Origin of the sequence: Curtobacterium sp. MCBD17_040, assembly GCF_003234805.2 — a bacterium.
Lineage (GTDB): Bacteria > Actinomycetota > Actinomycetes > Actinomycetales > Microbacteriaceae > Curtobacterium.
This window is the reverse complement of sequence record NZ_CP126273.1, coordinates 2,499,209-2,518,908: the sequence shown is the minus strand read 5'-3', so window position 1 is coordinate 2,518,908 and position 19,700 is coordinate 2,499,209. Positions and strand designations below refer to the sequence as shown.

Annotated in this window: 18 protein-coding genes, 1 tRNA gene and 1 pseudogene; 13 read left to right on the top strand and 7 right to left on the bottom strand. The window is 72.1% G+C overall.

Annotated features, from left to right (window positions below):
- Positions 1 to 42: 42 nt before the first annotated feature.
- Positions 43 to 116, top strand: a tRNA-Met gene (locus DEI94_RS11800).
- Positions 117 to 262: 146 nt separating this feature from the next.
- Positions 263 to 1,069, top strand: a complete 807-nt coding sequence (locus DEI94_RS11795) for a carbon-nitrogen hydrolase family protein (RefSeq protein WP_111010906.1) — start codon at positions 263 to 265, stop codon at positions 1,067 to 1,069.
- On the opposite strand, the gene DEI94_RS11790 is transcribed toward DEI94_RS11795, so the two are convergent.
- A complete protein-coding gene (locus DEI94_RS11790) occupies positions 1,056 to 2,261 on the bottom strand; it encodes an aminotransferase class I/II-fold pyridoxal phosphate-dependent enzyme (protein ID WP_111027111.1) in 1,206 nt (401 codons plus the stop codon). The genes DEI94_RS11795 and DEI94_RS11790 overlap by 14 nt on opposite strands.
- A 290-nt stretch (positions 2,262 to 2,551) precedes the next feature.
- Between DEI94_RS11790 and DEI94_RS11785 the strand changes: the two genes are divergently transcribed.
- The 5 genes from DEI94_RS11785 to DEI94_RS11765 all read left to right on the top strand — a co-directional run bounded on the left by DEI94_RS11785 (position 2,552) and on the right by DEI94_RS11765 (position 8,718).
- Positions 2,552 to 4,375, top strand: coding sequence for a S1C family serine protease (locus tag DEI94_RS11785; RefSeq protein WP_258378031.1), 1,824 nt, complete (start codon positions 2,552 to 2,554; stop codon positions 4,373 to 4,375).
- A 176-nt stretch (positions 4,376 to 4,551) separates the two neighbouring features.
- Positions 4,552 to 5,595, top strand: coding sequence for a glycosyltransferase family 2 protein (locus tag DEI94_RS11780; protein ID WP_111027112.1), 1,044 nt, complete (start codon positions 4,552 to 4,554; stop codon positions 5,593 to 5,595).
- Between the two features lies 1 nt (position 5,596).
- Complete coding sequence (locus DEI94_RS11775; protein ID WP_111010830.1) at positions 5,597 to 6,490, top strand: CDP-alcohol phosphatidyltransferase family protein; 894 nt, start codon at positions 5,597 to 5,599, stop codon at positions 6,488 to 6,490.
- 29 nt (positions 6,491 to 6,519) lie between these two features.
- Positions 6,520 to 7,398, top strand: a complete 879-nt coding sequence (locus DEI94_RS11770; RefSeq protein WP_111027113.1) for a glycosyltransferase family 2 protein — start codon at positions 6,520 to 6,522, stop codon at positions 7,396 to 7,398.
- 45 nt (positions 7,399 to 7,443) lie between these two features.
- The gene (locus tag DEI94_RS11765) at positions 7,444 to 8,718 is read left to right on the top strand and encodes a CDP-glycerol glycerophosphotransferase family protein (protein WP_111027114.1); all 1,275 of its coding nucleotides are present in this window, start codon (positions 7,444 to 7,446) and stop codon (positions 8,716 to 8,718) included.
- A 23-nt stretch (positions 8,719 to 8,741) separates the two neighbouring features.
- Here the strand turns inward: DEI94_RS11765 and DEI94_RS11760 are convergent, their stop codons facing one another.
- The 4 genes from DEI94_RS11760 to DEI94_RS11745 form a co-directional block, all read right to left on the bottom strand.
- Entirely contained in the window at positions 8,742 to 9,023 is a 282-nt protein-coding gene (locus DEI94_RS11760) for a hypothetical protein (protein WP_111027115.1), read from the bottom strand.
- A gap of 114 nt (positions 9,024 to 9,137) precedes the next feature.
- Positions 9,138 to 9,908, bottom strand: a complete 771-nt coding sequence (locus DEI94_RS11755) for an ABC transporter ATP-binding protein (RefSeq protein ID WP_111010827.1) — start codon at positions 9,906 to 9,908, stop codon at positions 9,138 to 9,140.
- Positions 9,908 to 10,726 (bottom strand): ABC transporter permease, encoded by an 819-nt coding sequence (locus DEI94_RS11750; protein ID WP_111027116.1) that lies wholly within the window; start codon positions 10,724 to 10,726, stop codon positions 9,908 to 9,910. Before DEI94_RS11750 ends, DEI94_RS11755 begins: the two co-directional genes overlap by 1 nt.
- A gap of 43 nt (positions 10,727 to 10,769) precedes the next feature.
- The gene (locus tag DEI94_RS11745) at positions 10,770 to 11,465 is read right to left on the bottom strand and encodes a phosphocholine cytidylyltransferase family protein (RefSeq protein ID WP_111027117.1); all 696 of its coding nucleotides are present in this window, start codon (positions 11,463 to 11,465) and stop codon (positions 10,770 to 10,772) included.
- A 265-nt stretch (positions 11,466 to 11,730) separates the two neighbouring features.
- On the opposite strand from DEI94_RS11745, the gene DEI94_RS11740 reads away from it, so the two are divergent.
- The 3 genes from DEI94_RS11740 to DEI94_RS11730 are packed head-to-tail and all read left to right on the top strand — an operon-like array spanning position 11,731 to position 14,953.
- Positions 11,731 to 13,092 carry an ABC transporter ATP-binding protein gene (locus DEI94_RS11740; protein ID WP_258378032.1) on the top strand — a complete coding sequence of 454 codons (1,362 nt, stop codon included), beginning with the start codon at positions 11,731 to 11,733 and terminating at the stop codon, positions 13,090 to 13,092.
- Positions 13,068 to 14,639, top strand: coding sequence for an ABC transporter permease (locus tag DEI94_RS11735; RefSeq protein WP_111027118.1), 1,572 nt, complete (start codon positions 13,068 to 13,070; stop codon positions 14,637 to 14,639). The genes DEI94_RS11740 and DEI94_RS11735 overlap by 25 nt, the downstream gene beginning before the upstream one ends.
- A 50-nt stretch (positions 14,640 to 14,689) precedes the next feature.
- On the top strand, positions 14,690 to 14,953 hold the full coding sequence (locus tag DEI94_RS11730; RefSeq protein ID WP_111010823.1) for a DUF3039 domain-containing protein: 264 nt from the start codon (positions 14,690 to 14,692) through the stop codon (positions 14,951 to 14,953).
- 12 nt (positions 14,954 to 14,965) lie between these two features.
- On the opposite strand, the gene DEI94_RS11725 is transcribed toward DEI94_RS11730, so the two are convergent.
- Entirely contained in the window at positions 14,966 to 16,213 is a 1,248-nt protein-coding gene (locus tag DEI94_RS11725) for a nicotinate phosphoribosyltransferase (protein ID WP_375334772.1), read from the bottom strand.
- Positions 16,214 to 16,457: 244 nt separating this feature from the next.
- Between DEI94_RS11725 and murI the strand changes: the two genes are divergently transcribed.
- The 3 genes and pseudogenes from murI to rdgB all read left to right on the top strand — a co-directional run bounded on the left by murI (position 16,458) and on the right by rdgB (position 18,751).
- Positions 16,458 to 17,315 carry a glutamate racemase gene (gene murI, locus DEI94_RS11720; protein WP_111010821.1) on the top strand — a complete coding sequence of 286 codons (858 nt, stop codon included), beginning with the start codon at positions 16,458 to 16,460 and terminating at the stop codon, positions 17,313 to 17,315.
- Positions 17,312 to 18,046 (top strand): annotated as a pseudogene (rph, locus tag DEI94_RS11715) (ribonuclease PH); the annotation flags it as partial. The gene murI and the pseudogene rph, both read left to right, overlap by 4 nt.
- Positions 18,047 to 18,058: 12 nt before the next feature.
- Positions 18,059 to 18,751: an RdgB/HAM1 family non-canonical purine NTP pyrophosphatase gene (gene rdgB, locus DEI94_RS11710; protein WP_284183743.1), complete on the top strand. Its 693-nt coding sequence runs from the start codon at positions 18,059 to 18,061 to the stop codon at positions 18,749 to 18,751.
- A 124-nt stretch (positions 18,752 to 18,875) separates the two neighbouring features.
- Here the strand turns inward: rdgB and DEI94_RS11705 are convergent, their stop codons facing one another.
- Complete coding sequence (locus tag DEI94_RS11705; protein WP_111011582.1) at positions 18,876 to 19,577, bottom strand: DedA family protein; 702 nt, start codon at positions 19,575 to 19,577, stop codon at positions 18,876 to 18,878.
- Positions 19,578 to 19,700 lie beyond the last annotated feature (123 nt).

Here is a 19,700-nt window from a genome sequence, read left to right as displayed (position 1 = left end):
TTCGCGTCCTCGTCGCGGTCGTGTTAGGCTTCTGAACCGTGCCGCGGGGTGGAGCAGTTCGGTAGCTCGCTGGGCTCATAACCCAGAGGTCGTAGGTTCAAATCCTGCCCCCGCAACAAGATGAAGGCCCGGTCCGTCAGGACCGGGCCTTCTGCGTTCCCGCTCCGGTGTTCCCCGTTGGTGCGTTCCCGGTCGAGGGCGGAGCAGACACGGCGCGTCGGTGGGGTCGCGTGCCTCCCGGCCGGTGTCTACGCTCGTGACCGTGCCCGCCACCCTGACCATCGCCGTCGCCCAGTTCGCGCCGGTCGCCGACGTCGCCGCGAACGTGGCGACCATCGGTGCGGCGGCGGTCGGCGCCTCCGGCCGTGGTGCCGACGTCCTCGTCGCACCGGAGTACAGCTCGTTCTTCGAGCCCGAGCTCGGCCGTTCGTACGTCGATGCCGCAGAGCCGCTGGACGGCCCGTTCGTCTCGGGGCTCGCGCAGCACGCGAGGAGGACGGGCCTCACCATCGTCGCGGGCATGAGCGAACGCGGTACGGACGCCGACCGGTTCCGCAACACGGTCGTGGCGGTCGGCGCCGACGGTGAGGTCGTGCTCGCCTACCGCAAGGTGCACCTCTACGACGCGTTCGGCGCTCGGGAGTCGGAGTGGATCGAGCCGGGGGATCCGGAGCAGGAGCCCGTGTTCGAGCGCGGCGGCGTACGGATCGGCGTCGAGACGTGTTACGACCTCCGGTTCCCCGAGGTCAGCCGTCGGCTCGCGGTCGCTGGCGCGGACGTCCTGCTCGTGCCGGCGGAGTGGGTCCGGGGGCCGGGCAAGGAGCACCACTGGCGGACGCTGCTGGCGGCTCGGGCGATCGAGAACACCGTGTACGTGGTCGGTGCCGGGCAGACACCCCCGGTCGGCGTCGGCCACTCGGTGGTGCTCGACCCGTCGGGCGTCGTCGTCGCCGGGCTCGGAGCGGATCCGGGCCTCCTGGCCGCGACGATCGAGACCGCGACCGTCGAACGCGTGCGGGCGGTCAACCCGTCGCTGGCGTTGCGCCGTTACGCGGTCACACCGCGGTAGCGCGGAGTGCCGCGAGCCGGCCGGCGGCCTCCTCGAGCACCTCGCGGCGCTTGCAGAAGGCGAAGCGGACGAGGGAGCGGTAGCCGGCCGCGTGGTCGGGTCGGACGAATGCGGTCACGGGAACTCCGACGACCCCGGCGAGGCGCGGGAGGTCCAGGCAGAGCGCGCGGGCGTCCGGAGCGCCGAGGGGGGCCGCGTCCGCGATGACGAAGTACGTGGCGTCCGGCAGCATGACGTCGAAGCCGGCGGCGGTGAGGCCGGCCGCCAGCAGGTCGCGCTTGACGCGCAGGTCGTCGGCCACACCCTGGAACACGGCGTCCGGCAACCGGAGGCCGACCGCCACCGCGGGTTGGAACGGCGCGCCGTTCACGAAGGTGAGGAACTGCTTGACCGCGAGCGCCGCCTCCACGAGCGCGGCCGGGCCGCTCAACCAGCCGATCTTCCACCCGGTGGTGCTGAAGGTCTTGCCGGCGCTCGAGACCGTGACGGTGCGTTCCCAGGCGCCGGGCAGGGTCGCGATGGGGACGTGCGGGACGCCGAACGTGAGGTGCTCGTAGACCTCGTCGGTGAGGATCACCGCGTCGTGCCGCTCGGCGAGTTCCACGATGGTCGCGAGGACCTCGCGCGGCAGGACCCGACCGGTGGGGTTGTGCGGCGTGTTGACGAGGATCACCCGGGTCCGGTCGGTGACCGCGGCGCGGAGTGCGGCCTCGTCGGGCAGGAAGTCCGGTGCGACCAGGGGGACGGTGACGTGCGTCCCGCCCGCGAGGCGGATGAGTGCGCCGTACGCGTCGTAGAACGGCTCGAAGGTGACGACCTCGTCCCCGGTGTCGACGAGGGCGAGCAGGGTGGCCGCGAGCGCCTCGGTCGCCCCGGCCGTCACGAGGACCTCGCGCTCCGGGTCGAGGTCGATCCCGTGGAACCGCCGCTGGTGCTCGGCGATGGCGGCGCGGAGGTCCGGGATGCCGCGGCCCGGCGGGTACTGGTTGACCCCGGCGAGCACGGCGGCGGCCGCGGCCTCGACCACCGCGGCAGGCCCGTCCTGGTCCGGGAACCCCTGGCCCAGGTTGATGGCGCCGGTGGCCGCCGCGAGCGCGCTCATCTCGGCGAACACGGTCGGGGCGGGTCGTCCGTCCGGGGCGAGCAGCATCGCTCCCTCGGCGGCGCGGAGCCAGGGTCCGGTGGTTCGCATGCTGCTCCCGTCTCTGGGCTGGTTGGTCCAACCTAACGGCCGGGGCGCACCCGGCGACCGATGTGTCCGGGCGTGACGACCACGACGTTCAGGTGGTGCTTATGCTCGACCTAGGGTCCTGCCAGGGGTGGCAGGACGACCGTTCAGGTGGGTGGGCGAGACTGCTCTGCGCTGGAAGGGAGCACGCCGAGCATGACCGACACCACCCCGACCGGGAACGACGACCGTCGAGCGGCCGCCATGGAGCGGGGCGCCGACGAGCCGACCGCGATGAGAACTGGAGCACGCCGATGACGGCCGACGACGACGAGGCCCGCACGACCGGGGCCGACACGGGGGACGCGGACCAGCCGCGGTACGGCGAGCGACTGCCGGGGTACGGCTCCGACGGTCGAGCGCAGGACGCGCAGCAGACCGATCGCTTCACGGCCCCCTACCCCCGCGACGCGGGCGGCCAGGGCGCCTCGGGCGAGCAGGGTCGCTACGGCGATCAGGGCCACTCCGGGCAGTACGGCGGCGGCCAGGGGCAGTACGGCCAGCAGGGGCAGTACGGTCAGGGGCAGTACGGCCAGCAGGGGCAGTACGGCCAGCAGGGCCAGGACAGCGGCCAGTACGGTCAGTACGGTCAGTACGGTCAGGGCCACCAGGAGGGCGGCCAGTACGGCCAGCAGTCGCCCTACGGGCAGTCGCACGGCGGCTCGGCGTACGGCGTTCCGTCCGCCGGCGGCCAGGGAGCGACCGACCAGTACGGACACCCGATCGGCTACGGACCGGGTGCGCACCAGACCACCGCTCCGGGTTCCTCGCAGGCGCCGACGAGCGCGTTCGGCGACGTGGACGGCGCCGACCGGCGGAACGGGACGTACTTCGAGGGCGGCGACAGCGGTCAGCCGCGCGACGCCCGACGTCGTGGCGCGTTGCCGCTCATCGGGATGCTCGTCATCGGCGCGGTCATCGGCGGGCTGGGCGGGGCGACCGTGTACGCCGCGGCCGACCACGACGGCGGGACGACCACGACGACCTCGTCGGGCACCACCTCGAACGGGCACCTCACGGTGAACGACTACAACTCCGCGACCGTGGTCACCGCGGTCGCGGCGAAGGCCACGCCCTCGGTCGTCACCATCAACGTGACCGCGGGCGGTGAGGCCGGCACCGGATCCGGCGTCGTGCTCGACAAGGACGGCTACATCGTCACGAACACCCACGTGGTGACGCTCGACGGTGACAGCTCGAAGGGCACGATCCAGGTCACGACCTCGGACGGCAAGATCTACAAGGGCACGCTCGTCGGCACCGACCCCACGGTCGACCTGGCGGTCGTCAAGATCGACGCGAGCGGCCTGACCCCGATGGACTTCGCCAACTCGGAGAAGCTCAACGTCGGCGACACCGCCGTGGCGATCGGCGCGCCGCTCGGGCTGTCGAACACCGTCACCGACGGCATCGTCTCGACCCTGAACCGGAGCATCCAGGTCACGTCGAGCGCGCCGAGCAGCGGTTCCGGTGACTCGAACGACGGCGGCGGCAACAACGGCCAGGGCCCGTACGACTTCTGGGGCAACGGCGACAACGGCAGCGCGTCCACGTCGGACGTCGTGTCGCTGCCCGTGATCCAGACCGACGCGGCGATCAACCCGGGCAACTCGGGTGGCGCGCTGCTCGACTCCAAGGGGCGTCTCATCGGGATCAACGTCGCGATCGCGAGCGCCGGCAGCTCCTCGTCGTCGTCCGACTCCCAGTCGGGCAGCATCGGCGTCGGCTTCGCCATCCCGGCGAACCTCGCCAAGCGCGTGGCGGGTGAGATCATCGACAGCGGTTCCGCCAGCCACGGTCTCCTCGGCGCCACGGTCGGCGACGCGACCGACGACACGAGCGCCACGCAGGTGGGCGCGGTCATCAAGTCGGTGACGAGCGGTGGCGCCGCGGCGTCGGCCGGGCTGCAGAAGGGCGACGTCGTGACGGCGCTCGGTGGCGTCCAGGTCACCGACGGTACCGACCTCACCGCACAGGTGCGGTACCTCGCGGGCGGTGCGAAGACCACGGTCACGTACGTCCGGAACGGGCAGAGCCACACCGCCGACGTCACGCTGGGCACCTACAAGGCCAGCTGACGCCGGGCGGCCGACCGGGAGGCCCGGCCCACCTCGACGAGGCGGGCCGGGCCTCCCGCCATCCCGGCCGGGCGCAGGGGCGCGGTCGACGGCGCTGCTAGGCTCGTGCACGCTCTACGGGGCGGTCCCCGGTGGGCCACGGCTCCGTTCCGCGAGGACCACGAGGTACTGATCGAATGCAGCCAGACGGCCAGCCCCTGCCGGGGGTCTCGTACGTGATGCCGGTCCTCAACGAGGTCACCGAGGTCCGTGCGGCGGTCGGGAGCCTGCTCGACCAGGACTACGACGGACCGATCGAGATCATCCTGGCGCTCGGCCCCTCCATCGACGGCACCAACGAGCTGGTCGAGGAGATGAGCCGCGCCGATCCCCGCATCCGCGCCGTCCCGAACCCGGTCGGCTCCACGCCCGCGGGGCTCAACGTCGCCATCCGGCATTCGGTGCACCCGGTCGTCGTCCGCGTCGACGCCCACTCGGTGCTGCCGCCGGAGTACACGCGGGTCGCGGTCCGCGTGCTGCTCGAGTCCGGCGCCGACAACGTCGGCGGCATCATGCGGGCCGAGGGACGCACCCCGTTCGAGCGCGCGGTCGCGCTCGCGTACGGCAGTCGGGTCGGGCTCGGTGGCACCCCGCACCACGTGGGCGGTCAGGCCGGTCCGGCCGAGACCGCGTACCTCGGCGTGTTCCGACGCGAGCGGCTCGTCGAGGTCGGTCTGTTCGACGAGGGCATCAAGCGCGGCCAGGACTGGGAGCTGAACCGTCGTCTGCGGATGACGGGCGGGACGGTGTGGTTCACCCCCGAACTCGTGGTGACGTACCGGCCCCGGCCGAGCCTGCGTCGCCTCGTGCGGCAGTTCGTGGCGACCGGTCTGTGGCGCGGCGAGCTCGCACGGCGCTTCCCGACGGGCAACGGTCTGCGGTACTTCGTCCCCCCGGTCATGGTCGTGGCGGTGTCCGGCGGTGTCATCGCCGGCATCGTCGGCGTCGTCGGGGCGATCCTCCAGTCGGCCCTCTCCTGGGCGATGCTCGGGTTCGTCGTCCCGGGCGCGTACCTGGCGTTCGTGGTGGTCGGCGCATCGGTCGTCGCACGCCGCAGTGACCCGGTGACGCGGGCGTGGCTCGTCGTCGTGCTGCCGTGCATCCACATCGGGTGGGGGATCGGGTTCGTCCTCGGGTTCCTCGCCCGCACCTCCGAACTCACGACCCACACCGGGAGGTGACATGACCGACGACCAGATCCCCGAGCACGTCCCGGGCGAGTCGGGAGCGGACGACGAGTCCCTGCCTCAGGACCGCCCCTTCGGCGACCACGTCGAGCACGCGTACGACCGGCCGCGGTCCATCGCCGAGCTCCGCGCGGTGACACAGCCCGACGAGGTCCGCTCACGTGCGAATGCGGAACACTGGACGGCGTCGCTGTACCTGCGCGACGTCTCCCCGTACCTGACCTGGTTCCTGCTGCGCACCCGGATCAGCGCGAACCAGGTGACGGGCGTCATGATCCTCGTCGGCTGGAGCACGGCGGCCGCGTTGCTCGTGCCCGGACTCCTCGGGGCCGCGCTCGCGCTCGTGCTCGGACAGCTCCAGATGCTCGTCGACTGCTCCGACGGTGAGGTCGCCCGGTGGCGGGGGACCCGGTCGCCCGCGGGGGTGTTCCTCGACAAGGTCGGCCACTACACGACTGAGGGCCTGATCCCGGCTGCGCTCGGCGTCCGAGCCGCGACCTGGCCCGTGCACGGCGGCGACTACGCGTGGACGACGATCGGGTTCGCACTGGCGCTCGTGATCGTGCTCAACAAGGCGCTCAACGACATGGTGCACGTGGCGCGGGCGAACGCGGGGCTGGATCGACTGGTCGACCGCCGCGACCACACGACGGTGCCGAGCGGCCGTCGCCTCGCGTCCCTCCGCCAGGTCGCGCGGTTCCTGCCGTTCCACCGGCTGTACCACTCCGTCGAGCTCACCATCCTCGCGTTCGTGTTCGCGCTCCTCGGGCTCGTCATGGGGCACCCGCTGGCGGACCGGATCCTCGTCGGGGCGCTCCTGCCGCTGTCGGTCCTGGCGCTCGCCGGGCACTTCCTCGCGATCATCGCCTCGAAGCGGGTGCGGGCGTGACCGGGCCCGGGACCCTGCGCCGCCGAGCGATGCCGCATCGTGACCGTCCGCGGGTCGCGGTGGTGAGCCTCACACAGGGCACGCGTCCGGACGACCTCCGGCGCGGGCTCGAGTCCGTGCTCGCACAGGAGCGCGTCGAGCTCGACGTCGTGTGTGTCGGCAACGGCTGGACCCCCACCGGCCTGCCCGAGGGCGTCCGACCGCTCGCGCTCGCCGAGAACGTCGGGATCCCCGCGGGCCGGAACGCCGGAGCAGCCGTCGTGGAGGGCGACTACGTGTTCTTCCTCGACGACGACGCCGCGATCCCGTCCCCGTCGTTCCTCGCGGACGCCGTGCGTGCCTTCGAGGGAGATCCGACGCTCGGACTCATCCAGCCGCGGGTCGTCGACCCGAGCGGGGCGTCCAACCCCCGCCGCTGGGTGCCCCGGATCCGCAAGGGCGACCCGCAGCGGTCCGGTCCGGTGTTCAGCGTGTGGGAGGGCGCGACGATGTTGCCGTTCGAGGTGTTCCGCGCCACGGGCGGCTGGGGGGACGTGTACTTCTACGCGCACGAGGGCATCGAGCTCGCCTGGCGCGTCTGGGGCGTCGGTCGGCGTGCCTGGTACGCGGGGGACCTCGTCGCGCACCACCCCGCGATCGACCCGGCTCGGCACCGCGAGTACTACCGGCTCAACGCCCGGAACCGGGTGTGGCTCGCCCGCCGGAACCTGCCGGCGGTGCTGCAGCCGGTGTACGTGGCGAGCTGGGCCCTCGTCCAGCTGATCCGGTGGCGTCGACACCCGCGACGACTGCTCGTGTGGTTCGCCGGTCTCCGCGAGGGCTGGTCCACCGACTGCGGCCCCCGCCGACCGCTCGGCCTCATCACCATCGCGCGCATGACCGCCGCTGGTCGGCCGCCCGTCGTCTAGCCCAGATCGAAGTGGTCGTCCCAGGACGGCCGGAAGGAGGGACCGTTGCCGATCCTCCGTGACGTCCGCACCGCGCGCCGGCTGGTCACCCGCCTCGTGCGCTCGCGCCGCAACCGCCGCGAACTCGACCGACGGCTCCCGTCCGTCGACGTCCCGGATCCCCGCTCGATCGAGGTCGCCGTGTACTTCGCCGACGGACCCGTGAACATGTACCAGATCCGGCAGTGGTACGCGCCGCTGGCCAAGCTCGCCAAGGAGCACCCGGTGGCGATCATCGCGCGGTCGCCCGGCACCATGCTGAGTCTGCTCGAGGAGGCACCCGTGCCGGTCGTGTACGCGCGGCAAGTGGTCGACCTCGAGCGGTTCGTGGACGAACAGCGCCCGCGCATCGTCCTGTACGTCAACCAGAACGCCCGGAACTTCCAGATGATGCGGTACGGGCGCATGTGGCACGTCTTCGTCAACCACGGCGAGAGCGACAAGATGTACATGACGACGAACCAGTTCAAGGCGTACGACTACGCCCTGATCGCCGGGGACGCCGCGCGCGACCGGCTGTCGAAGGCGCTGTGGGACTACGACCTCGATCGCCGGACGATCGCCATCGGCCGTCCGCAGGCCGATCACTTCGCCGGCGCGGTGCCGTACCCGTCCGACGGTCGCACCGTGGTGCTCTACGCGCCGACCTGGGAGGGCGACCGGCCAGCAGCCGCGTACGGCTCCATCGCCACGCACGGCGTCGCGCTCACCGAGCGCGTGCTCGCGTCGCCTCAGCACCGGCTGGTCTACCGGCCACACCCCCGCAGCGGCGTCCGCGACGCCGACTACCGGGAGGCCCACCAGCGCATCGTCGCCGCCATCACCGCCGCGAACGCCGCTGATCCGGCCGCTCATCACGTGTACGACGACGGTCCGGTGCTCGGGTGGCAGCTCGCCGACGCCGACGTCGCGATCACGGACATCAGCGCGATGATCTACGACCGGCTCGCCGTCGGTCGCCCGTTGATCGTGACGCGGCCCGTCCATCCGGACGCCGAGGTCGACGAGGGCGGCTACCTGACGGCTGCGGACTGGCTCCACGTCGAGGACGCCCCCGCCGTGCTCGACCGGGTCGACGCGGCGCTGCACGACGCCTCGCAGACCGAGCGGCTCCAGTACTGGGTGGGCCGGTACTTCGGGGACACGACGCCCGGAGCGGCGACGGCGCGGTTCCACGCCGCGGTCGAGCGGTTGCTCGCCCGCTGGCACGAGGTCGCGCGCGAACGCGGTGCCGATGACGCGCGCGGTGACACGCCCACCGCGCCTGCGCCCACCGCCTGACCTGCGCTCCGGCCCGGGCGCCCTCACAGGGCGACCCGCCAGAGGTACTCCTGCCGGTCGGGCCGGCGCCACCGGACGACGACCACGCCGGCGTCCTCCGGCGCCCCACCGAACACGGCGATGCCGAGTGCCTGACCGGGATCGAGCCGGCGGATGCGGAGCGGGGGAGCGTACCCGGTGCCGAGATGCGTGAGGGTGAGGCCGTCGAGTGGTTCGTCGCTCCGGTTCCGGAGGTCGTAGCGGTGCGGGCTGTCGGATCGTTCGAGCTGGAAGGGGACGGGGTACGCGGTCTCGGTGTGGAGCATGGGGCCGACGCTAGGGGGAGCGGCCGACGGTGGGGGCCGGGCGGACCCGTGGGCCGACGGGGGTTGTGGAGCGGGGCGGTGCGGCTCCGGTTGTGGAGCGGGAGCGAGCGCGGGTCAGGCGCCGGCGCTGTCCGCCGCGTAGCGGTCGAGCGCCTCGTCGATCGTGCCGTCGAGCACGAGTGCTCCCTTGTCCAGGTAGAGGCCGCGCGTGCAGAAGCGGCGCAGGTCCTTGTCGTTGTGGGACACGAAGAACAGCGTGCGACCACCGGCGAGCATCTCGTCGATGCGGCGGTAGCACTTCTCGCGGAACGCCCTGTCGCCCACGGCGAGGACCTCGTCGACCAGGATGATCGGCTCCTCGAGGCGTGCGATCACCGCGAACGCGATCCGGACCTTCATGCCGCTCGACAGGTGCTTGTAGGGGGTGTCGACGAAGTCACCGATCTCGGCGAAGGCGATGATGTCGTCGAAGGCCGCCTGGATCTCGGCCTTCGACATGCCGTGGAGGCCGGCGGTGAGGAAGACGTTGTCGCGCACGGTCAGGTCGCCGACGAAGCCACCGGTGATCTCGATGAGCGGCGCGACCCCGGCGCCGACGTGGACCCGGCCCTCGTCGGGCAGCATCACCTGCGCCACGAGCTTGAGCAGCGTCGACTTGCCCTGGCCGTTGCGCCCGACCACGCCGATCGACTCGCCCGGCTGCACCGTGAACGAGACGTGTCGGAGGGCCCAGAACTCGTCGGGGCGTCGTCGTCGGCTCCGCCCCGCGAAGAGGTCCTTGAAGCTCCGGTGCGAGCGGCGGTTGCGACGGAACCGGATGCCCGCGTCCTCGACCGCGATCACCGGGGTCGTGCGGACGTCGACGGTGGCGACGGGTGCGGTCATCAGAGCTCCTTCAGGACGCGGCGCTCACTCGCGCGGAACACGAGCAGGCCGACGCCGAGCACGACGAGGGTGACGACCGCGCCGACCACGATCGCCCGCTCGTTGAACTGGTTGGGGAAGAACCCCGACCGGTACATGCTGAAGATGCCCGTCAGCGGGTTGAACGACGACCAGCCGTGCAGGGCCTTCGGCAGGTTGAGGGGCGAGTAGATGATCGGCGACGCGTAGAAGGCGAAGCGGAGGACGAGCTTCGTCGCGCGCTCGAGGTCGCGGAAGAACACGACGAGGGGGGCGACGATCATGCCGATGCCGTAGACGAGCACGAGCTGCTCGACGATCGCGACGGGGAACCAGACGATCTGCCAGTGCACGGGCGCTCCGGAGACCACGGCGAACAGCGCGAGGACCGGGATGCTGAAGAGGAACTCGATGCCCTTCGACAGATCGACCCGCGCCACCCAGATGCTCCGCGGGATCGTCGTCGAGCGGATGAGCTTGGTCTCCTTGATGAACGCCCGCGTCGAGTCGGAGACGGCGCCGGTGAACCACATCCACGGCAGCAGGGCCGTGAGCAGGAACACGATGTACGGTTCTTCGCCGACGTCGCGGTGGAACACCCGCGTGAAGACGAACCAGTAGATGCCCGACATGACGAGCGGATCGAGGATCGACCACAGGTACCCGAGCGCGGAGGTCGAGTACCGGACCCGGAGGTCCCGCATCGTCAGGAGCCAGAGTGCGTGACGGTACCGGGTGCTCGCGGTCCGTGAGGCCGCCGGGGCGGTCGGCGTGGTCACCGGCGCACTCGTCGTGGTCATGCGTTCCCTCGGCATCGAGCCGAGGCGACCCGGACGGAACGGATCAGACGAACAGGTCGTTCGCGCGCTCGAGGTCCTCGGCGAAGTCGATCTCGACCGCGTAGAGGTCGGAGATGTCTACGGGCGACCAGCGTAGCCCGTCCTCGGCGATGGCTGCCTCGATGCCGCCCTCGAAGTACTCCTGGTCGTCGACGCGACCGAGCTGACGGATGAGCGCCTGCTTGTCGGACGAGGAGACGTAGTTGATGCCGACGGCCTCACCGAGCCCACCGACGACCCGCTTCGAGAGCTTGTCGATGAAGCCCTCGGCGTCGACGGTGTACTTGACCTCTTCGTCCGAGACCTTCTCGGTGTTGACGCTGACGAACGAGCGGTCCTGGTCCATCATGTCCGTAGCGCGCACGAGCGCACGCGGGTCGAACACGACGTCGCCGTTCATCCAGAGGACTCCGCCCTTGCCGGACGCGCCGAGCGCACGGAGGAGGCTCTTCGAGGTGTTCGTGGAGTCGTAGGACTCGTTGTAGACGAAGGAGGCCTCGGGGAAGGCCTCGACGATGTACTCCGACTTGTAGCCGACGACGATCGTGACGCGTGCGGAGGACCCGAACGCGGCGCGGATGTTGTCGAACTGCTGCTGCATGATGGTCCGGCCGTCCGCCAGCTCGGTGAGGGGCTTCGGGAGCGAGCGACCGAGCCGGCTGCCCATGCCCGCGGCGAGGATCACGATCTGCGTGGTCATGCTGGTCTCCTCGGGGTCCGCCCGGGCGCCGTTGCGCGGTCGGGCTGATCGATGCTGCCCGAGACGTCTCTGAGATGCCCGAGAACATCGGTACCCCGGGGACGGACGAGCGCGGCAGGTTGCTGATTCGTGAACACACCGTTGTGTCTCGGTGAATCCTAGGCGCCCTCGTGCGCGGAGCGGCCGGGCACCGCGCATTTCGTGTCCGATTCGTGATCGTGCGGAGCCGGGCTCGCGTCATCCCTGGCGTTGGTACGGTGGGGCGGTGGGAGCTGTGACCGACGATGCGGACGACGCCGTCGGTGCTGCCACCCGGAACATGGATGGCGTCGACGAACGGCGCGGTACGGGGGACGACGTGACCGACGGCGAGCGGACCGACGGCGAGGGCGGCGCGCTGCCCGCCGCCGTCCCGAAGAGCACGACGCCGAAGCCCCGGGTCAAGCGACCGGCGGCACCGCGGACGGGTGCCGGTCGTTCCGGCGCTGCACGTCCGGGTGCACCGCGCGGTCGCGCCGGCGCTGCCCGCGGTGCCCGTGGCGCCGAGGAGGCGACCGCGGCCGCCGGCCCCGCTGCGGACGAGTCCTCGCCCTACGCGACCATGGACGCGACGGCGGACCTGTCGGAGTTCCCGCTCGAGGACGTCGGTGGCCTGCCTCCCGCTGTCGGTGACGACGATGCGGTCGTGACGTCCACGGACGCTCCGCCCGTCGGGGCCACGGCGCCCGCGGTTCCGGCCGAGCAGGACGACGCCCCCCGGGACGCCCGGGGACAACGCACCACGGCCGCCGCGCCCGGCACCGCCCGGACCGGCAAGAAGCGGGCCGCCCGACCCGTGACGAAGCGCACCTCGCCCCGGCCGCAGCAACCGGTCGTCCTGGCGGCCTCCGGACTCGTCAAGCGGTACGGCCAGACGGTCGCCGCCGACCACATCGACCTGGAGATCCGCAAGGGCTCGGTGTTCGGCGTCGTCGGTCCGAACGGTGCCGGCAAGACGACCACGCTCTCGATGCTGACCGGGCTCCTCCGCCCCGACGCGGGCAGCGTGACCGTCCTCGACCACGACGTCTGGTCCGACCCGACCGCGGCCAAGCGCGCGATGGGGGTGCTCCCGGACCGACTCCGCCTGTTCGACCGCCTGACGGGCGCACAGCTGCTCTTCTACTCGGCGACGCTGCACGGCCTCGACCGGGCCACGGCACGCTCGCGGAGCGCGGACCTGGCGCAGGCGTTCGACCTCGGCGAGGCCCTCGGTCGGCAGGTCGCGGACTACTCCGTCGGCATGGCGAAGAAGATCGCCCTCGCCGCGACACTGATCCACTCGCCGCGGCTCCTCGTGCTCGACGAGCCGTTCGAGTCGGTCGACCCGGTCAGTGCCGTCACGATCACCGACATCCTGCGCCGGTACGCCGCGGGCGGTGGCACCGTGGTGCTGTCGAGCCACTCCATGGAACTGGTGCAGCGCACGTGCGACTCGGTCGCGATCATCGTCGGTGGGCAGGTGCTCGCGTCGGGCACGATGGCCCAGGTCCGCGGGCGCAAGAGCCTCGAGGACAAGTTCGTCGAACTCGCCGGTGGCCGGGTCGTCGGAGAGAGCATGGAATGGTTGCACAACTCCTCCGACTGAGACTCGACTCGCTGGGCGGCGCGCTCCGCCGGTCCGCGTCCCGCTCCGTCCTCGTCGTGGTCGCCGCGCTGGCCGCGTTCGTCGCAGCCGCATGCGCCGCCGCCGCCGTGGCCGGGCTCCGCGATGACACCGCGTCCACGGCTGCGGCCCTCGTCGTGCCGGTCGGCGCACTCGTGGCGCTCGGCTTCACGCTCGTCCCGTTCGCGCTCGGGGAGGGGGACCAGCTCGACCCACGGCGCTTCGCCACGTTCGGTATCGGCCGTCGTGACCTCACCCTCGGGCTCGGCGTCGCCGGACTCGTCGGGGTGCCGACCGTGGCCGTGGCCGTCGTCGCCGTGGCGCAGGTGGTCGCCTGGAGCCGGGGCGTCGGCACGACACTGCTCGCGCTGCTGTCCGCGGTCCTCGTCGTGCTCACCTGCGCGCTCCTCGCACGGGTGACGGCGACGCTCGGCGCCTGGTTGTTCGCCGCGCACCGCACCCGCGACGCCGGCTGGCTCGTCGCACTCGTGGTGGTGGTCCTCGGCCTGCCGGCGCTCTCGCTCGTGGTCATGGCGGCCCGACACGACCCCGTGTCGGCGAGCGTCCGGCACGCGGCACGGGCCGCCGGTTGGACCCCGTGGGGTGCGGCGTGGTCGTTCCCCGCGGCCGCCGCGGGCGGGCACGTGGGGGCCGCCGTGGGGCAGCTCGTCGTCGCCCTCGCCGTCGTCGGCGTGCTCGGGTGGGCGTGGTGGGCACTCGTCGGCACGCTGCTGGAACACGTCGACGCGGGTCGTCGCACTCGGCGGTACCGGACGCTCGGCTGGTTCGACCAGCTCCCGGCGCACCCGGTCGGCGCCGTGGCCGCGCGGAGCTTGACCTACTGGAGCCGCGACCCGCGCTACCGGTCGTCGTACCTCGTGCTCCTGTTCGTGCCCATCGTGGTGCTGCCGCTCGGCGTCGCGGGCATGCCGTGGCACTGGACCGCGCTCGTGCCGCTGCCGATCATGGCGCTCATCGCCGGGTTCCTGCCCCACAACGACGCCTCGTACGACAACACCGCGGTGTGGCTCCACGTCGCGTCGGGGGCACCGGGGTGGAGCGATCGGCTCGGTCGGCTGGTGCCCGTGCTCGTCGTCGGCGTACCCGCCCTGGTGATCGGCGCGGTGGTGTCCGTCTGGCTCTACGGCGACCCGTCGCTGCTGCCGGTGGTGCTCGGCGTGGCCGGGTGCGCACTGCTCACGGGCCTCGGGCTGTCGAGCATCGCGTCCGCGCTCCTGCCGTACCCGGCGGTCCGACCGGGCGACCACCCGTTCCGGCAGCCGCAGGCCACGGGCGCGCTCGCCGTCACCGCGCAGTCCGCGACGATCGTCGTGACCGTGCTGCTGACCCTGCCCGCCGGATGGTTCGCCGTGCGCGCGTTCCGTGACGGTCTGCACCCCTGGGGGCTCGCCACGCTCGGCTCGGGCATCGCCATCGGGGTCGTGGTGCTCGTGATCGGCGTGTTCGTCGGCGGCCGGCTCTTCGAGCGCTCCGGGCCGGACATCCTCGCTGCGGCGCAGCGGAACTGATCGGGCGGAGCGCACATCCGGTCCACCGGACGGCGACGTACCCTGGGTCCATGAGCACGATGGAACCGGGTGGTGGCGGCCTCGACGTGATGGACCGCGAGCTCGAGCAGCTCCTCGAGGACGAGGGCGTCGAGCCCGGGGACCACGAGCGCTTCTCGCACTACGTGAAGAAGGAGAAGATCCTCGAGTCCGCGATGACGGGCAAGCCCGTCAAGGCGCTGTGCGGCAAGAAGTGGACGCCGGGACGTGACCCGGAGAAGTTCCCGGTCTGCCCCACCTGCAAGGAGATCTACGAGCGCATGCGCGACGAGTAGCCCGTCCCGTCCTCACGCGTACAGCGTGGGGACGGCCGGTTCGCCGCGACCGATCCGTTCGGCGTCCGCCGGGAGCTCGGCCTTCGCCCGGCGGTGATGCCGGCGCGCAGCATCGACCCCGTGCACGCCGAGGAACGCGTCGTCGACCTCGCCGTGCGTCACGACCGGCACGAGCAGGGGCCGTTCGTCGTCCGCGGGAGCACCGCCCACGCGCAGGACCTCGGCGACCGCGACACCGTCCTGCAGTCGGCGCCCCGCGGTCTTCGCACCACCGACCGTCGCCTTGTCGGCGGACTTCTTGGCGACCGGCACCCACGCTCCCGAGGCGTCCTCGTGTGCAACGAGCTTGAACACCATGCCCGCCGCCGGGTGACCGCTGCCGGACACGACGCTCGTGCCGACGCCGTACGAGTCGACGGGGGCTGCCCGGAGCGCGGCGATCGTGTACTCGTCGAGGTCGTTCGTCACCGTGATCTTCGTCGACGTCGCTCCCAGACGGTCGAGCTGCGCGCGCACGGTCGCGACGACGCTCGGCAGGTCGCCGCTGTCGATGCGGACCGCACCGAGGTGTCCGTCGGTCAGTCGGACCGCCGTCTCGACCGCGCGCTCGATGTCGAAGGTGTCCACGAGCAGGGTCGTGCCGTCACCGAGTGCCGCGAGCTGTGAGCGGAACGCGGCTTCTTCGGAGTCGTGGAGGAGCGTGAAGGCGTGTGCGGCCGTGCCCATCGTCGGGATGCCGAAGACGCGGCCGGCCTCGAGGTTGCTCGTCGCCCCGAACCCAGCCACGTAGGCCGCCCGGGCGGCGGCGACCGCGCTGCGTTCCCCGGTCCGGCGCGACCCCATCTCGGCGAGGGGGCGGCGGTCGGCCGCCGACACCATGCGCGCCGCGGCGGACGCGACCGCCGAGTCGGCGTTGAGCACGCTGAGCGCGAGTGTCTCGAGCACGACCGCCTCGGCGAACGTGCCCTCGATCTGGAGGATCGGCGAGTTCGGGAAGTACACCTCGCCTTCCCGGTACGCCCGGACGTCGCCACGGAACCGGTAGCCCGCGAGCCAGTCCGCGGTGCCGGGGGCGACGATGCGTCGGTCGCGGAGGAACGCGATGTCGTCGTCGTCGAAGCGGAACTCGTCGAGCAGGGCGAGGAACCGTCCCAGTCCCGCGGACACCCCGTACCGGCGGCCGTCGGGCAGGCGCCGTGCGAACACCTCGAACACGCAGCGGCGGTCCGCGGTGCCGTCCTTGAGGGCGGCGTCCACCATCGTGAGCTCGTACTGGTCGGTGAGGAGGGCCGTGGTCACCCGCCCGAGCGTAGTCCGGGCCGTCGTGCTGCCGTCGTGCTGCCGACCTGCCGCGCGCCGGAACGGCGGGCCGTCGGAGCGGCCGCGCGCCGGACCGGCGCGCCGTCGGAGCGGCCGCGCGTCGGAGCGGCCGCGGGATGGGCGGGCGTGACCGCCGGACGGGTGTCGGGCCTCCCGGCCGAGCCGCGCGGGTACGCTGGGGGCCGTGACGGACGCGCCCATCGGAGTCTTCGACAGCGGTGTCGGCGGCCTCACCGTCGCCCGCGCGATCATCGACCAGCTGCCGCGCGAGTCGATGCGCTACGTCGGGGACACCGCGCACTCGCCGTACGGCCCGAAGCGGATCGCCGACGTCCGCCGGTACGCGCTCGAGGTCATGGACGACCTGGTGGACCAAGGGGTCAAGGCGCTCGTCATCGCCTGCAACACGGCGAGCTCCGCCGTGCTCCGGGACGCCCGGGAGCGCTACGAGCAGGCCTACGGGATCCCGGTCGTCGAGGTGATCCAGCCCGCCGTGCGCGCCGCGGTCAAGCAGAGCAGGACGCGCCGGATCGGCGTCATCGGCACGATCGGCACCATCGGTTCGCGGTCCTACGAGGACGCCTTCGCGGCGGCCTCGGACGTCACGCTGACCCTCGCCGCCTGTCCCCGGTTCGTCGAGTTCGTGGAGGCCGGGGACACCGCCTCGCCCGCGCTCCGCGCCGTGGCCGAGCAGTACCTCGCGCCGATCCGCGCCGCCGACGTCGACACGCTCGTGCTGGGCTGCACCCACTACCCGCTCATGTCCGCCGCGATCCAGTACGTCATGGGTCCGGACGTCACCCTCGTCTCGAGCGCCGAGGAGACCGCGAACGACGTCTACCGTCGACTCGTCGAGCACGGCATCGAGCGGACGGCGACGACGCCGCCGACGTACGCGTTCGACACCACCGGGACCGACCGCGCCGGCTTCATCCGGCTCGCCCGCCGGTTCCTCGGACCGGAGGTCTCCCGCGTCGGTCATCTCGAGACCGGCGCGATCGACCTGCCACGCATCCCAGCCACCACCGGAAGGACACCATGACCGACGACGGCACCCGCATCGACGGACGCACCGCCACCGACCACCGTCCCGTGACCATCGAGCGCGGCTGGAGCGCCCAGGCGGAGGGCAGCGCGCTCATCGCCTTCGGCGGCACAAAAGTGCTCTGCACGGCGTCCTTCACGAACGGCGTCCCGCGCTGGATGGCGGGCAAGGGCACCGGGTGGGTGACCGCGGAGTACTCGATGCTCCCGCGCTCCACGAACGAGCGCATGCAGCGCGAGTCGATCAAGGGCAAGGTCGGCGGGCGGACGCACGAGATCTCGCGGCTGATCGGCCGGTCGCTCCGTGCCGTCGTCGACATGAAGGGACTCGGCGAGAACACCATCGTGCTCGACTGCGACGTCCTGCAGGCCGACGGCGGGACCAGGACGGCGTCCATCACGGGCGCGTACGTCGCCCTCGCCGACGCGATCGCCTGGGGCCGCGAGCGCGGGTTCGTCGGCAAGAAGGCGACGCCGCTCACGGACAGCGTCGCCGCGATCTCCGTCGGGATCGTCGGCGGCGTGCCGATGCTCGACCTGGCGTACGAGGAGGACTCGCGCGCGGACACCGACATGAACATCGTCACGACGGGCGCCGGGACCTTCGTCGAGGTGCAGGGCACCGCCGAGCACGCTCCGTTCGACCGGGCCGAGCTCGACACGCTGCTCGACCTCGGGCTCGCCGGAACGGCCTCGCTCGCGGCGATCCAGCGTGCGGTCCTCGCCGAGGCGGCGACGGCGATGCCCGAGTCGTCCGCCGAGTGGGAGCACGTCGAGGCGGGGGCCGACGCCGCCGCCGGGGCCGACGCCGACGCCGGGGCGGCGCGCGACCGCGTCGTCGTCCTCGCAACGCACAACGCGCACAAGGTCCAGGAGCTGCAGAGGATCCTCGGCGACGCACTCGCGGGCATCCGCCTCGTCGCCTACGACGGGCCCGAGCCGGTCGAGGACGGCGACACCTTCGGCGCGAACGCGCTGATCAAGGCGCGGGCGTGCGCGGCGCACACCGGACTGCCGGCCCTGGCCGACGACTCGGGCATCGCCGTCGACGCCCTCGGCGGGGCGCCCGGCATCCACTCGGCGCGCTACGCCGGGACCCGCGACGACGGGGACAACCTGCGACTGCTGCTCGCGAACATGGCCGGCGTGGTGCAGCGAACTGCGGCGTTCGTGTGCGCCGCGGCGTTCGTCGTGCCGTCGTCCGACCCCGCGACGTCGGCCGAGTGGGAGCACGTCGAGGAAGCCGTGTGGAACGGCGAGGTGCTCGAGGCCCCCGCGGGGTCCGGCGGCTTCGGGTACGACCCGGTGTTCCGACCGGACGACGCCTGGGTCTCGGCCGCCGAGCTGTCCGCGGCGGAGAAGGACGCCCTCAGCCACCGGTCGAAGGCGTTCCGTGCGATCGCGCCGATCGTCCGCGAGTACTTCGGCGTCTGACACCGGCGCCGGATGGATCGGCCCCGGTCCGTCGGGCTGCTGACGGGCCTCCCGGACGGCGGAGCGAGGAAGGGCGCGCGGGGTCGGCCCGACCTGGCGGGCCGCCAGCGGGCCTCCGGCCGGGTCAGCGGGCGGTCGACTCGCCCGCGGTCCCGTGCTCGTCCGACTCGCGCTTCGCCTTGCGCGCGTTCCGCACGTAGGTCAGCGCGGCCGGGACGACCGTGACGACGACCGCTGCGAGCAGGATGACGTCGATGTAGTTGCGCACGAAGTGCGCGACCGGCGGGATGTAGCCGAGGACGTACCCGAGGAACGTCACCCCGGTGCCCCAGAGGAGCGCGCCGATCGCGTTGTACAGCGAGTACCGGCGGTAGGACATGCGGCCGACGCCGGCGGCGATCGGCGCGAAGGTCCGGACGACCGGCACGAAGCGGGCCACGATGACCGCGAGTGCACCGAACCGGTCGAAGAACGCGTAGGTCCGGTCGACGTTCGACTTCGAGAACAGACCGCTCTCGCGTCGCTCGAAGATCGGGGGACCGACCTTGCGACCGATGAAGTACCCGACCTCGCCACCGAGGAACGCGGCAGCGCCGACGCAGAGGGCGATGAGCCAGATCGGCAGGCCGCCGAGGTGCCCGTGCTGGTCGAACGCCGTGAGTCCGGCGATCACGAGCAGGGTGTCACCGGGGAAGATGAACCCGATGAGCAGGCCGGTCTCGGCGAAGATGATCGCGCACAGCACGAGGACCGCGATGGATCCGAAGTGGTGGAGGATGTAGGTCGGATCCAGCCACGGGATCAGGGCAAGTGCGACGGTCGTCATGACTCTCTTCCGGTCGTCGGGCGCTCGGCTGGCTGCGCAGCCAGCGGCGGCACGGCGGCTCGCGGGGCGGGCGCCCGCACCACGAGGGTAGCGGTTCCGCGGCCTCGACCAGTGGGACGGTCA